The sequence below is a fragment of the Ramlibacter lithotrophicus genome, assembly GCF_012184415.1.
Classification (GTDB): Bacteria; Pseudomonadota; Gammaproteobacteria; order Burkholderiales; family Burkholderiaceae_C; genus Ramlibacter; species Ramlibacter lithotrophicus.
Map to the genome: position 1 here is coordinate 125,131 of NZ_VTOX01000012.1, position 15,086 is coordinate 140,216.

6 protein-coding genes are annotated in these 15,086 nt (G+C 70.1%); 3 read left to right on the forward strand and 3 right to left on the reverse strand.

The window, feature by feature from the left end:
- Positions 1 to 19: 19 nt before the first annotated feature.
- Positions 20 to 2,107, reverse strand: a complete 2,088-nt coding sequence (locus RAMLITH_RS23735; RefSeq protein ID WP_168109946.1) for a 3-hydroxyacyl-CoA dehydrogenase NAD-binding domain-containing protein — start codon at positions 2,105 to 2,107, stop codon at positions 20 to 22.
- A gap of 322 nt (positions 2,108 to 2,429) precedes the next feature.
- On the opposite strand from RAMLITH_RS23735, the gene RAMLITH_RS23740 reads away from it, so the two are divergent.
- The 3 genes from RAMLITH_RS23740 to RAMLITH_RS23750 are packed head-to-tail and all read left to right on the forward strand — an operon-like array spanning position 2,430 to position 5,539.
- The gene (locus tag RAMLITH_RS23740; RefSeq protein WP_168109947.1) at positions 2,430 to 3,197 is read left to right on the forward strand and encodes an SDR family NAD(P)-dependent oxidoreductase; all 768 of its coding nucleotides are present in this window, start codon (positions 2,430 to 2,432) and stop codon (positions 3,195 to 3,197) included.
- A 13-nt stretch (positions 3,198 to 3,210) separates the two neighbouring features.
- The gene (locus RAMLITH_RS23745) at positions 3,211 to 4,404 is read left to right on the forward strand and encodes an acyl-CoA dehydrogenase family protein (protein ID WP_168109948.1); all 1,194 of its coding nucleotides are present in this window, start codon (positions 3,211 to 3,213) and stop codon (positions 4,402 to 4,404) included.
- Between the two features lie 10 nt (positions 4,405 to 4,414).
- Entirely contained in the window at positions 4,415 to 5,539 is a 1,125-nt protein-coding gene (locus RAMLITH_RS23750; protein ID WP_168109949.1) for an acyl-CoA dehydrogenase family protein, read from the forward strand.
- A gap of 45 nt (positions 5,540 to 5,584) precedes the next feature.
- On the opposite strand, the gene RAMLITH_RS23755 is transcribed toward RAMLITH_RS23750, so the two are convergent.
- A complete protein-coding gene (locus tag RAMLITH_RS23755; RefSeq protein WP_168109950.1) occupies positions 5,585 to 7,387 on the reverse strand; it encodes a hypothetical protein in 1,803 nt (600 codons plus the stop codon).
- Positions 7,388 to 7,586: 199 nt separating this feature from the next.
- A complete protein-coding gene (locus RAMLITH_RS23760) occupies positions 7,587 to 14,756 on the reverse strand; it encodes a VCBS domain-containing protein (RefSeq protein WP_168109951.1) in 7,170 nt (2,389 codons plus the stop codon).
- Positions 14,757 to 15,086: the final 330 nt, after the last annotated feature.

Consider the following 15,086-nt stretch of genomic DNA (forward strand, 5'->3'; position numbering starts at 1 on the left):
GATCGAATGGTTCCCGGAGTCAGTTGAACGTCTTGCCTTCTTCGGCGAGCTTGAGCAGCAGCGGGGCCGGCTGCCACGACGGATCGGCACCGGGCTCCGCGGCGAAGCGCTGCAGCGACCGCACCACGTTCGGCAGGCCGACGATGTCGGCATGCAGCATCGGGCCGCCGCGGTGGGCCGGGAAGCCGTAGCCGTTGAGATAGACCAGGTCGATGTCGCTCGCGCGGACGGCGATCCCGTCTTCCAGGATGCGCGCGCCCTCGTTCACCAGCGCGTAGATGCAGCGCTCGACGATCTCCTCGTCGCTGATCTTGCGCGGCGTGATGCCGTTTGCGGCGCGGTAGTCGGCGATCATCTGCTCGGTGGCCGCATCGGGGATCGGGTCGCGCTTGCCGGCCTCGTAGCGGTACCAGCCGGCACCGGTCTTCTGGCCGAAACGGCCGGCTTCGCACAACTTGTCGGCGACGATCGGCTTCATGGCCACGCCCGCTTCGGCGGCCTTGCGCTTGCGCGTCGCCCAGCCGATGTCCAGGCCCGCCAGGTCGCCCATGCGGAACGGACCCATCGCCAGGCCGAACTTCTGCAAGGCGCCGTCGATCTGTTGCGGCAGCGCGCCGGCGTGGATCAGCCCCTGGGCCGCGGCGCCGTAGCGCGCGATCATGCGATTGCCGATGAAGCCGTCGCACACGCCGGCCACCACGGCCACCTTCCTGATCTTCCTGGCCAGGTCGACGCAGGTGGCCAGCACGTCGGGCGCGGTCCTGGCGCCGCGCACGATCTCCAGCAGCCGCATGACGTTGGCCGGGCTGAAGAAGTGCAGGCCCAGCACGTCGTCGGGCCGCTTCGTGAACGTCGCGATCCGGTCGATGTCCAGGTAGGAGGTGTTGGACGCCAGAATAGCCCCGGCCTTGCACACCTCGTCGAGGTGGCGGAACACCTGCTCCTTGACGTCCATGTTCTCGAACACGGCTTCGATGACGAGGTCGACCTCGGCGAACGGCGCGTAATCGAGGCTGGGCGTGATCAACGCCATGCGCTGCTCCACCTGCTCCTGCGTCAGCTTGCCCTTCTTCGCCGAGTTCTCGTAGTTCTTGCGGATGGTGGCCAGGCCCTTGTCCAGCGCCTCCTGCTTCATCTCCAGCAGCACGACGGGAATGCCGGCATTCAGGAAGTTCATCGTGATGCCGCCGCCCATCGTGCCGGCGCCGATGACGCCCACCTTGCGGATGGCACGCAGCGGCGTGTCCTCCGGCAGCCCGGGGATCTTGCGCGCGGCGCGCTCGGCGGTGAACACATGTCGCAGCGCGCGCGCCTCGGGCGTGGCCATCAGCGAAACGAACGCTTCGCGCTCCAGCTTGATGCCCTCGTCGAAGGGCTTCGTCAGCGACCAGCCGACCGCTTCCACGCACTTGAGCGGCGCGGGGTACGGGCCGGCGACGGCGCCCACGGTGTTGCGCGCGAACTGGAGCAGGGGCTCGCCCTGCGGATCCTTCAGCTTGATGTCGCGCAGCCGCTTGAGCGGCAGCTGGTCCGCGACGATCCGCTCGGCGAGCGCGATCGCGGCCGGCACCGGATCGCCATCGACCACCTCGTCGAGCAGCGCCGTGCCCTTGAGCTTGCCCGCCGGCACGGTGGCGCCCGACGTGATCATGTTCAGCGCCGTCTCGACGCCCAGCGCGCGCGGCAGCCGCTGCGTGCCGCCCGCGCCCGGCAGGAGGCCCAGCTTCACTTCGGGCAGCGCGATCTGGGCGTCGGCGCGGGCGACGCGGTAATGCGCGCCCATCGCCAGTTCCAGTCCGCCGCCCATGCAGACGCCGGAGATCGCCGCCACCACGGGCTTGGGCGAACTCTCGATGGCCGCGATCACGACCGGCAGGCGCGGCTCGCGCGCCGCGTTGGGCGTGCCGAACTCCTTCACGTCGGCGCCGCCGGAGAACGCCTTGTCGTCGCCCGTGATGACGATCGCCTTCGCGTCGGCGTCGGCCAGCGCGCGATCGAGTGCCGCCACGATGCCGGTGCGCAGCGCGGCGCCGAGGCCGTTGACCGGCGGTGAGTCGAGGGTGATGACGGCGGTGCGACCACGCACGTCGTAACGGGTGCTGCTCATGGCAGGCGTCTCCTTGTGACGAACGGCCCGCTGGGGGCCTCTGCAGGGGTGTGGGTGAAGCGCCGCGGCCGGGCCTCGGCATTGATGTTCTGCAAAGCAGAACTGCTTGAAGCTACATCCGGGGCGATGCTAGCACCCGGTGCCGGCGGTGTAAATCACGAGCGCTGGCGCCGAGTCGCCACCGCGCCAGTGCCGCGTTGACAGGGCCGCGGGCCGGACGGAACAATCGGCCGCTCCCCCGGCGTGGCCCTTGTTCTGCAGTGCAGCCGCATGGCCGGCGCCGGGCCGGACGGATCACCCCAACCCTTTGCCCGAAAGCTTCATGCCCTCACTGTTCGACCTGACCGGCAAGGCCGCCATCGTCACCGGATCCTCGCGCGGCATCGGCCGCGCCATCGCGGAGCGGCTCGCCGAACACGGCGCGCGCGTCGTCATCTCCTCGCGCAAGCTTGAGCCGTGCCAGGAAGTGGCGGCCGCAATCAACGCGCGCCACGGCGCTGGCCGGGCCAGCGCGTGCTCGGCGAACATCTCCTCCAGGGAAGCGCTGCAGGCGCTGGCGGACCACGCGAACCAGGCGTTCGGACGCATCGACGTGCTGGTCTGCAACGCCGCGAGCAATCCCTATTACGGACCGCTCGGCGGCATCAGCGACGACGAGTTCCGCAAGATCCTGGACAACAACATCATCAGCAACCACTGGCTGATCAACATGTGCGTGCCGCAGATGATCGAGCGGCGCGAGGGCTCCGTCATCATCGTCTCGTCGATCGGGGGCCTGCGCGGCAGCCCGATCATCGGCGCGTACAACGTGTCGAAGGCGGCGGACTTCCAGCTGGCGCGCAATTACGCGGTCGAACTGGGACCGCACAACGTGCGCGTGAACTGCATCGCGCCGGGCCTGGTGCGCACCGACTTCGCACGGGCGTTGTGGCAGAACCCGGAAACGCTGGAGCGGGCCACCCGCACCTCGCCGCTGCGCCGCATCGGCGAGCCGGACGAGATCGCCGGCGCGGCCGTCTTCCTCGCGTCGAAGGCCTCGAGCTTCACCACCGGCCACACCATCATCTGCGACGGCGGCGTGCTGGTATGAGAAAGGACAAGCCATGAGCGAGACCACCACCGACCTCGATGCCTTCCGGCTCGAGACCCGTGCCTGGCTGGAAGCGAACTGCCCGCCGGAGATGCGCCAGCCGCCGAAGACCGAGGCCGACGTCTGCTGGGGCGGCAAGCGCTTCACGTTCCAGAGCGAGGCGCAGCGGCTGTGGCTGCAGCGCATGGGCGAGCGTGGCTGGACGGTGCCGGCGTGGCCGCGCGAATACGGCGGCGGCGGGCTCTCGCATGCCGAGGCCGCGGTCCTGCGCGAGGAGATGGCGCGGCTGCGCTGCCGGCCGCCGTTGCAAAGTTTCGGCATCTGGATGCTGGGCCCGGCGCTCCTGAAGTACGGGTCCGAGGAACAGAAACGCCACTACCTGCGGCAGATCGCGCGCGGCGAGATCCGCTGGTGCCAGGGCTACTCGGAGCCCAACGCCGGCTCCGACCTGGCGTCGCTCGCGACCAAGGCACAGGTCAAGGACGATCACTTCCTGGTCGACGGCCAGAAGATCTGGACCTCGTATGCCGACGAGAGCGACTGGATGTTCTGCCTGGTGCGAACCGACACCAGCAGGAAGCACACCGGCATCAGCTTCATCCTCATCGACATGACGACGCCCGGCGTGAGCACGCGGCCGATCCGGCTGATCTCGGGCAAGTCACCGTTCTGCGAGACCTTCTTCGACAACGTGAAGGTGCCGCTCGCCAACCTGGTCGGCGAGCTCAATGCCGGCTGGACCATCGCCAAGTACCTGCTGACGCACGAGCGCGAAATGATCGGCGCGATCGGCGAGCGCGCGCTGCCGCCGCCGGTGGGCCGCTACGCCCTCGAAAGGATCGGCCGCGACGAACAGGGGCGCCTGGACGATCCGGTGCTGCGCGCCGGGATCGCGCGCTTCGAGGTCGACGAGGCGGCGTTCCGCGCCTGGCTCAAGCTGGCGGGCGAGCAGGCCCGCGCCGGCGAGGCCCATCCCGCCGTCTCTTCGGCGTTGAAGTACTACGGCGCGGAGCTGAACAAGCGGCGCTGGGAACTGATGATCGCGGCCGGCGGCGCGGACGCGCTGGAGTGGGAAGGCGCCCGCTCGCAGGAAGGCACGGCCGCCCGTACCTGGCTGCGCACCAAGGGCAATTCGATCGAGGGCGGCACCAGCGAGGTGCAGTTGAACGTGGTGGCCAAGCGCGTGCTGGGCCTGCCGGGCGCGTGAGGAGAGCGACATGACCTGGATTCCGAACGAAGAACGCCGGCTGCTGCGCGACAGCGCGCAGGCGTTCCTGGCCGACCGCGCGCCGGTCGCCCACCTGCGCCAGCTGCGCGACGCGGCCGATCCCAAGGGGTATTCGCCGCAGCTGTGGTCGGACTTTGCCGGGCAGGGCTACAGCGCCACGCTGGTGCCCGAAGACCATGGCGGCCTGGGACTGGGCGTGGTCGAAGCCGGCCTGATCGCCGAGCAGATCGGGCACACGCTGGCGCCGACGCCTTTCCTTTCCACGGCGGTGCTCGCCGCCTGGCTGCTCAGGACGGCTGGCACGCCGGCGCAGCAGGCGGCCTGGCTGGCGCGCATCGCGGAGGCGGACGCCATCCTGGCGCTGGCGGCGGACGAGCGGCCGCGGCACCGCGCCTCGGCCATCGCGACCACCGCCCGGCGCGACGGCGACGAGTGGGTGGTCGACGGCCGCAAGCTGCTGGTCGTCGACGGCCACGTGGCGCAGGCCTTCATCGTCTCGGCCCGCACCGAGTCGGGCGCCGTGGCCCTGCTGCTGGTGCCGTCAGGAACGCCGGGCCTGCAGGTGGAACGCACGGTGATGGTCGATGCGCACAACGCCGCACGCGTGACGCTCGACGGCGCGCGGGTGCGGGCCGACGCGGTGATCGGCTCGCCGGACACCGGCGCGGCGCTGCTGGAACAGGTGCTGGACGTGGGCCGCGCCGTTGCGGCGGCGGAACTGCTCGGACTGGCCGACGAAGTGTTCGACCGGACGGTGCAATACCTGAAGGAGCGCAAGCAGTTCGACCGCGCGATCGGCGAGTTCCAGGCGCTCCAGCACCGCGCGGCGGAACTGTTCTGCGACCTCGAGCTGACCCGCGCCATCGTGCGGCAGGCGCTGGCCGCCATCGACGAACGGGCCAAGAACGCGCCGCTGCTGGTGGCGCAGGCGAAGGCCCGCGCGTGCCTCACCGCCAATCGCGCGGTGCAGGAAGGCGTGCAGATGCACGGCGGCATCGGCATGACCGACGAACTGGACATGGGCCTGTTCATGAAGCGCGCCCGCGTCCTGCAGGAACTGTTCGGCGATGCGGCGGTGCAGATGGACCGCGTCGCCGTTTTGTCGGGGTATTGATTCGACAGCCGGACGCAGAGGCCGCGGAAGCCTTTCAACAGCGATTCAGAACCACGCCGGGTCCAGCTGCTGCACGCTGCCGGTGAAACCGGCCATCTGGTCGGTGTTGAGCGACAGCGTGGCGGCGTAGGCGAGCGCGTCGCCGCCGCTGGCGAACTGGCCCGCCAGCGCCTGCACCGCGGCATCGTCGGGCGACGTGCCGACCAGCGTCCGGTACAGGTGCAGCACCAGGTCCGCGGACGACGCGCCGGGCGCGTACGCGTCCACCATCCGCTGCGCGAGCACCCCCATGTCGGCGGCTTCGTCCGCCTGCGCGGTCCATCGGCTCAGCTCACCCTGCCCCGGCAGCGTTCCGAACGCCGCCCGGTACAGGGCTGCCGCCTGCCAAGCATGGCCGCCGTCCGCATCGCCCGCGGGCGCCTGCGTGTCGAAGGCGAAGAGCGCATCCGAAAGCCGCACGCGCTCCACGTTCGCGAGCGTGTCGGTGTCCGAGGCCGTCGTGACCGTCAGCACGCCACCGGCGACCGCGTACCCCTGCACCGCTGCCAGCGACGCATCGGTCATGAAGGTGTCGGTGCCGGCGCCGCCGTCCACGCTGTCGTTGCCGGCGGTGCCATGCAGCAGGTCGTCACCGGCGAGGCCCAGGATCGCTTCGCCGCGCGCAGGAGCGGCGGTATTGCCCGCCGCGTCGCTGTCCGGGGCCGGAGGGTCCGATGCGATCTCCGTGTCCGCGAAACGCTGCGTGAACACGTCCAGGCTGCCGTCCGCGCCGGCCGCGGTCCAGGCCAGCGCCCAGCCGCCGCCGGGCAATGCCGTGACCAGCGCCTCGCCCCCGTTGGTCTCCACGCGCTGTTCGCCACCCACCGCCGCGCCCGCGGCGTCGAAACGCTGCGCCACCAGGTCGGCGCCGCTCGCATCCTGGCCTGGGGTCGGCCAGAAGAGCACGAAGCCGCCGTCGGCGAGCGCCTGCGCTTCATGAGGCACATGGGCCGCCAACGTGCGCGCCGCCACGGGCGCGCCGGTGCCGTCCAGCAGCTGCAGATACGGCTGCGCCTCGTCGGTCGACCACAGCACGTAGCCTTCCTTCAGGGCCAGCAGGATCGAATCGCCGGCCAGCGGGCTGCCATCGGCCGCGGTCGCAATGGTGTGCGTGCGCTCCAGGCTGTCCGAGGGCGTGAAGCGAACGAGCGACTGGCCGCCGGCGACGTACTGCTCGACGAACAGCAGCCCGCCGTCGGGCAGGGTCGCGAACGAGGCCTGCGCGCCCGGCTCGCCGGCGCCGAACAGGCGCGCGCCGCGGCCCACCGGCTCGCCGCGACTGTCGAAGCTCGCCAGCGCGCCGGTGACACTGGTTTCCTGGCCGCCTTGCACCTGGACCACGTCCCAGGTGACGGCCCACGAGCCGTCGGGCCAGGTGAGCAAACCCGGCTCCCGGGCGATCCGGTAGTCCTGGGCCAGCGACGAATGCGTGAGCGATCCCGCTTCGTAGGCGCCGCCGAGCGGCACGCCGCTCGCGTCGAAACGCTGGACGAAAACGCTGGACACCTCCATCGAAAAGCCGTCGCGGGGGACGCTGCGGGTAACCGTGTACGCAGCGACCACGCTGCCATCGCCCAGCACCGCCAGCGCCGCGTCGGGGTGCTCGCGCAGGTCCAGGGCGATCGCCGTTTCCGCGCCAGCCTTCGCCCCGGCGGCGTCGAAGCGCTGCAGCGCCAGCTGGCTGCCGTCGCCGGCGCCGGCCCAGGCGACCGCATAGCCGCCATCCGCCAATGCGCCAACCGCTCGCGCCGTCTGGTCGCCACCGACCGTGGTGTTGACCGTCCCCGCCTGTCCCGCCGTACTGCTCATGTCGTGGTGCCCCTGCCCCGGTGTTCGAAGCTGAGCCAGAGTCTCACGGCTGGGCTGGGCGGCGTCTGTGAGCGACGCCAGATGCCCGGCGTAGGCGGCCCCCTACAACACCATCTGTTTCTGCAAGCGGAGGCAACGAAAGCAACAAGACCGCGCGCCGCCAGACGTGGCCTGCGGAATTTTCCACGGGCCTGTCGCGTTAGCCCGCAGTGCCGACGATGGTGATCTCCAGCTGTTGCGTCGCCAGGCCGCCGTGGCCGTCGGCGAGCGCGATGCTGAACGCCTCCACGCGCAGCTGCCCGGCCGCGAGATATTCCACGGCCGACGCGGCAACGGAGTAGCTCCACTGGATCGTGCCGGCGCCCGAGCCGGTCGTATCGGGCATCAGCACCGGTGTGAGCGTGCCCAGGGCCGGCGCCAGCGGGGTGGCGCTGACGCTGTGCGTGTTCAGGAGGTCGACGTCGCTGATCGCCAGCGTGCCGTTGACGCCGAGGTTCCCGACGGGCGTACCCATTTCCACCACGGCATTGATCTTCGCGAGGCCGATGTTGTCCAGGAGCGCGCCTCCGCCATCCCCGTCGCTGGTATTGCCCTGGAACTCGAGGCGGTAGGTACCTGCCGCGGGCGCGGAGACCGCGGTCGCGTAGTGCTGCATCGCCTGCCCGCTGGGGCTGAACTGCGCGACGACCGCGTTGTTCCAGTACACGGCGAACGCGGAGCTCGCGCCGTCGTGGCCAGCGCGCGCCGCGTAATCGAAGTCGAGCCTGAAGAACTGGCCGGCGGCCGCCGCGACGTCGGTATAGATATCCGAAGCACTGAACGTCGTGCGTTCCAGCTCGATGACGTTCGAGTTGTTGCCCAGGCCGTAGACGCCACCCGGGTTGACTTCCACCACGCCGGCCGCGTCGTTCGTGCGCCACACGCCGCCGTTCAGGCTCACGGCCGCGGGTTCGCCGGATGCCACCTCGTCGAAGTTGGTCGAAGCGACGTTCATCTGCGGCGCCACGATCTTCGGTGCATCGTTGGCGCCGTTGATCGTGAAGCTCACCGTCTTCGCCGTGCCTTCGGCCGCCTGCACCGTGAAGCTGTCGATGCGGGTCTGGCCGGCTGCCAGCGACTGGACCAGCGCGTTGGCGACGGTGTAGGTATACGACCCGTTGGAAGCCAGCGTCAGCGAGCCCAGGTTGCCGGGGCCCGTGAGCACGCCGGCCTGGAACGCCGCCTGTCCGGCATCCGGGTCCGCGATCGGGATCGTGCCGCTGGCCACAAGGTTGCCGGCGCCGTTCACGCCCACATCCTCGGTCACCGCCGCCGCTGTCGGATCGCCGATCGTGGCCGCATCGTTCACGCCGGTCACGGCGATGCGCGCCGTCGCCGTCGCCGTACCGCCGACCCCATCGGACACGGTGTACTGGAAGCTGTCGAAGGTGGTCTGCCCGGCGACGAGCGAGCCGAAGGCGCCGTCCTCGTCGTACAGGTAGGTGCCGTCCTTGTTGACCTGCACCCGCGCTCCCGACGCGAGGTCCAGCGTGACCGAGTTGCCGACGATCGCCTGGCCGTTGACGGCGCTCACGGCGAGCGCATTGCCGTCGACATCGCTGTCGTTGGACAGCAGGTTGCCGGCGGCGGTCGCGGTCTGCGCCTTGCCGTAGGTGCCGACGGTGAACCCGTTCCAGTACTCCGGCGTCTGGCTGGTCCAGGTCAGCGACTGCACCGCGCCGTCGATGCGCAGCACGCCGTGCAGCTCGCCGCTGCCGACCACCGAGAAGCGGCCGTCCGGCAGGGCGACGCGCGTGGCCGACCCGTTGCCGAAGTAGCCCTGGCCGTAACTCATGATGTCGAAGTCCTGGTCGAACAGGTACCCGTTGCCGTTGAGGCTGACGATCGCGAAGAACAGGTCGTTGACCGGCTGCGAGAACGTCAGCGTCTTCTGCGTGGCTTGGCTGAGGGCGATGATGTCCCAGCCGGTGGGACCGTTCTGGACCGCGGGGCTCGTGTAGGTGGTGGTGGTCGGCGATCCGTTGTTGTCGTAATCCGTGTAGAAATTCGTGCCGCTGCTGGTCTGGGCGAAGGTGAACTCGCCCGAATACGTCACGTCGATCGTCTGGCCGCCACCGAGATCGATCGTGCCGACGACGCTGCCGGGACTCGCGCTGGTCCAGTTCACCCAGTTGACGAAGTTCGACTGCGCCCCGCTCGGCAGCACCTTGACGGTGAGCGCGTTGGCGTCGTCGACCGCCACCGGCGCGTCGTTCACCGGCGTGACCGTGATCGCGAGGTTCTGCGTCGACGCCAGCGGACCGCCCGCGCCGTTGTGGCCCTGGTCGTTCACGGACAGGGCGAGCTGGTCGGCCCCGTTGAAGTTCGCGTCCGGCGCATAGGTGAGGCCGCTCGCCAGGGCTGCGTTGACGGCGGCCAGCGAGCCGGTGAAGGAGAGCGAGCCGTCGCTGCCGTCGCCATCGACCATGGCCAGGCCGGCGGTGCTGCCCAGCGCGAGCGCTCCGTGGCCGGCCGCCATGGAAACCAGCACGGCATCCGCGCCGGCGTCCACGTCCGACACCCGGATCGTGGTCATGGTGCGCGCCGTGTCCTCGGCCGTCGTGATGGCGGGCTGGCCGGCGACCAGCGACTGGATCTCCGCGAGCGACAACGCGCGGTCGTAGATCGTGACGTCGTCGAGCAGTCCGCGGTAGTACCGGCTGTCGATGGTGTTGCCGCCGAAGTTGATGTGAGTGGGCGCGCCGAGCGGGCCCGCGTACCCGGTGTTGGCCGACGCCTCCAGCACGCCGTTCACGTACAGGCTGATGACCGAGCCGCTGCGCACGGCGGAGAACTGCACCCAGTCGCCGGTCGTCACGGTGGATTGCGACTGGATCGTGATGTCCTGGAAGCCGCCCGTGCCGAAAGCGATCCGGTTGTTGAGGATGGAGATGCCGAAGTCGGTCGTGACGCCGCCCACGTCGGCATAGATCAGCCCGTCGCCGTGATGGAACTGCGTGCCGGTGCGCGAGGTGTTGCTGGTGTTGATCCAGGCGCTGATGGTGAAGTCGTTCGGGATCTGGTTGAGGACCCGTGCGAAATCGTTCACGCCGTCGAAGCTGAAGGCCTGTCCGATGTGGCCGGCGCCGAAGGAGCTGCCGTTGAACAAGGTCCCGTTGTTGCCGCCGATCAGGTCGACCGCATTGCCCTCGCCGTTCCACATGCTGGTCGCGCCGCTCAGGGGCACCGTGAGCGCCGGCGCGTCGTTCACGGGGGCCACGTTCACCGTCACGCTGGCCGCGTTGCTCAGCGCCGAGCCGTCGGAAGCGACGTAGGAAAAGCTCGCCACGCCGGTGAAATTGGCGATCGGCTTGAACGTGACGGAACCGTCGGGGTTGCGCACGGCTGTCCCGCCCGCGCCGCTCGTCACCGAAGCGATCGACAGCTGCGCGTTCGCGTCGGCGTCCGAGTCGTTGCCCAGGAGCTGCGCCGCGGTGAACGTGACGGGCGCGTCCTCCGTGGCCGACAGCACGTCGCCGACAGCCACGGGCTTGTCGTTGGTACCGGTGATCGTGACGGCGACCGTGCGTGGCACGCTGCCACCCTGGCCGTCCAGCACGTCGAAGGTGAAGCTTTCCACGCGGGTCTGGTTGGCCCCGAGGTACTCCACGGCCGAGGCCGGGACGCTGTAGTTCCAGGTCACCACGCCGCCGGAGCCAGTGCCGGTCGTGTCCGCGGTGACGCTCGCCGTCAGCGTCCCGAGCGTGGGTGCCGAGGTCGTGACGGCGCCGACGCTGTGCACGTCGGCGAGGTCCGCATCGCTGAACGCGATCGTGCCGCTGTTCGTAAGGAGGCCGGCCGGCGCGATCATCTCGGTGACTGCGCCGGTGACGTCCGCCGTGGCGACCACCGGGACGTCGTTGGTCCCCGTCAACGTCACGCTGACCGTGCGGGCGACGCTGCCGCCGTTGCCGTCCAGCACGTCGAACGTGAACGTCTCGACCCGGGTCTGGCCGGCGCCGAGGTATTCCAGCGCCGACGCCGGGACCGTGTAATTCCAGGTGATCACGCCGCCCGTGCCGGTGCCCGTCGTATCGGCGCTCACGGTCGCCGTGAGCGCGCCGAGCGCGGCGGGCGAGGCAGTGACCGGCCCGACGCTGTGGACGTCGGTGAGATCCATGTCCTCGAAGGCGATCGTTCCGCTGTCGGTCAGGTTGCCGGCCGCCGCGATCATTTCGGTGACCGCGCCGGTGACGTCGGCCGCGGCGACCACCGGGTCGTCGTTGCTGCCGGTGACAGTGACGTCGACCTGCCGGGTGACCACCCCGCCGTGCTGGTCGTCCAGCGTGACCAGGAAGCTTTCGGTCCTGGTTTCGCCGGCGGCCAGGAAGCCGAGCGCTGCGTTCCCCACGCTGTAGGTCCAGGTGACCTGGCCGCCCGTGCCGGTACCGGTCGTGTCGCTGTCCTTCGCGACGGCGAACGTTCCCAGGGTGGCGCCGACCGGCGCCGCCGACACTGCGTGCGCGTCCGTGAGGTCGACGTCGGTGAAGGCGAGCGTGCCGCTGTCCTGCAGCTGCATGTTGGCGCCGCCGAACCCGCCGCCGCTCGCGCCGACCAACCCGAACTGGCCCGTGGAGCCCCTGGCCGAAAACTCGAGCGAGGCCTCGCCGCCGTTCTCGTAGAAGAACAGCTCGATGGTGTGGTTGCCGGGCTGCAGCGCGATGCTGCCCGTGAACGGTGCCTCCGGGTGGTAGCCGGTGTCCTGAATGATCAGCTGGTTGTCGATCAGCAGGAACACGCCGTCGTCGTTGTACGTGCGGAAGGTGTAGGTGTCCGCCGTCGCCACCGAAAAGTCGGCCGTGATGCGCGCGAAGAACACGTTGTTGATGCCGCCGGTACCGGACACGTTCTGCGCCTGCGCGGCCGGCCACGGGCTGCTGCCCGGCAGTTCCCCGGCAAACCCGCCCGGATCGTCGGTGTAGTCGATGACGCTGGTCTGCACGGTGTAGTCGGCCGCATGGGTGGCGACGTAGTTGCGCAGGTTCGCGAGGCTGTTGCTCTGGTAGTTCAGGAACTGCTGCACGGTAAACACCAGCGGCGGCGGCGGCGCGTCGGGGGCATCGGGCAGTGCCGTCACCGACCCCTCGGTGTCGGCTGCGGCGATGACCGGCGCATCGTTCGTTCCCGTGATCGTCGCGGTGACCGTGCGTGCCACGCTGCCGCCCTGGCCGTCGGCCAGCGCGAACGTGAAGCTTTCCTGCCGCGTCTGCCCCGCCGCGAGGTAGTCGACGGCGGCGGCATCGACGGCGTACTGCCAGGCGATGCTGCCGCCCGTGCCGCTGCCGGTGGTGTCGGCCGCGACGCCCGCGGTCAACGTTCCGAGCGCACCCGCGGACGGCATCACGGTGCCGGTGGCGTGCACGTCGGCGAGGTCGACGTCGGAGAACGCCAGGGTGCCGCTGTCGCCCAGGACGCCGGCGGGCACGATCGCTTCGACCACCGCCGCCGTGACGTCGGCCGCCGCCACGACCGGCACGTCGTTGGTGCCCACGATAGTGATCGTCACCTGCTGGGCGGCCGAGGCGCCGTGCGAATCGGTCGCCACGACGTCATAGGTCGCCTGCAGCGTCTGCCCGGCCGCGAGGAACTGAGTGGCGGCGTTGGCGACGGCGAAGTCCCAACGGTACTGCGCGTGGCCGTCGCCGGTGGCCGCGTCCAGCAGCGTCGTGGTCACGGCGCTGCCGAGCGCGGCCGCCAGCCCGGCTGGCAGCGGGGCGCCATTGGAGAGCTGCGCCGCGGCGAGCACGGCGCTCATGGAGTGGGTGTCGGTGAGGTCGACATCCGAGAACTGGCCCTGGCCGGTCGCGGTGAGCTGGCCCGCCACCACGTTCGCGTCCTCGCCCAGCGCGCTCGCCGCGTCGGCCGTCTGGACGACGGGACCGTCGTTGGTGCCGGCCACCTGGATGGCGATGGTGCGCGTGTCGAACGCGCCGAATTCGTCGGCGACCTGCACCGTGAAGCTGTCGGTGGCGAACTGGCCCTGGGCGAGCGCCTGCGTGGCGGCCCGGCCGTTGTCGATGTCGTACGCCCAGGCGCCGTCCTGCGCCACCGTCAAGCTGCCGTAGGCGCCGTCCGCGCTGCCGACGACGGTCCAGATCTGCTGGGCGCCGTGGTCAGGATCGTCCGCGACGAGCTGGCCGGTGGCCTGCGTGGCCGCGGCATCTTCGGTGACCGATCCGCTCGTGGCGCCACCGGTGATGACCGGCCCGTCGTTCGTGCCCGCGACGCTGACGGTCACGACCTGGTCGACGAAAGCGCCCTGGTCGTCGGTGACCCGGATGGTGAAGGCCTCGTCGTGCGATTCACCTTGCGCCAGGTCCTGGTGCGCGGCGTTGTCCAGCGTGTAGACCCACCGGCCGGCGGCGTCGACGTTGATGCTGCCGTAGGTGCCGGCCGCCGCACCTTCGACCGTCCAGGTCTGCGTGGCGTTGTGGTCGACGTCGGTGGCGCCCAGTTGGCCCGTCGCCGTCAGCGGTCCGTCTTCCTGCACCGCCCCGACCAGCTCCTGCGCGGTGTTGGTCACGACCGGTCCGTCGTTGGTGCCGGTGATCGTGACCGTCACCATGGCGACGGCGCTGTCGAAATCGGCATCGGTCACCCGGTACTGGAAGGTCTCGGTCGCCGTCTCGCCCGCCGCCATGGAGTTGAAGTGGTCGCCGGGCGTGTAGACGTATGTGCCGTCGGGGTTGAAGACGAGCGTGCCGTGCGCCGGCGCCACCACGATCTCGACGCTGCGCACCAGGTCGGGCACGTCGTCGTTCGCCAGCACGGCCCCGGCGGCCGTGCCGTCCTCGTCGGTCTGGCTGGCATCACCCGCGAGCGTCACGGCCTCGTCGCGCGGGTCGAGCGCCACCCCGTCCACGGTCACTTCGAGCCGCTCGAACTTGCCGGCTCGCAGGTCGAACGCGGTGAACGCGAAGCTGCCGGCCGTCGCCTGCCCGCTCGGGTTGGCCTGCCCGGCGATGTACGCCAGGAAGGCCGCGATGTCGTCCTGCACTGCCGGCCGCATCCACTCCTCGCGCGTCAGCACCAGGCGAAGGGTGTCCACCCCCGCACCCCCGTCGTACTCGTCGTGTGCCCCGGTGTTCTCCGCGGCCACGTACACCAGGACGTCGTCCTCGCTGTGGCCGTCGACGCGGTCGCTGCCGGCGCCGCCATCGAGCAGGTCGCTCCCGGCATCGCCCCTCAGGACGTCGTCGCCGCCTGCACCCGTGAGCGTGTCGTCGCCCGAGCCCCCGGAGATGACGTTGGCGGCGTTGTCACCAGCCAGCACGTCGTCGTCGTTGCCTCCCTTGACCGGGCGCGTGGTGGTTGCGTTGTTGTTGGCCATGGCGTAGCTCCCCTGTTGGATTCAGGACGGGTTGAGGAAGGCGGAAGGGATGCCAGCGAGAAGGGAAGGACAGCGAGCGGAGCGTGCGCACCTTGACGATGGCGGCGGCCGCCGCGGCGCATGCATGTGGCGCACAGCAGGTGGACCCGCTGCTCGTGTCTCATGTCCCGGTCTCCCTTGGCGCCGGCGGTGTCGAAGCCTGCCGGTCGCCGTTCTTGTTTTTGGAAGATGCGGAGCTTACACGTCTTTACGAAAATCCGTGATTTATTTCACATTGCAGAGCGTGCGCCACCGGTCCGGCGTCTGCTATGGCGCAACGAGGAAGTGAGC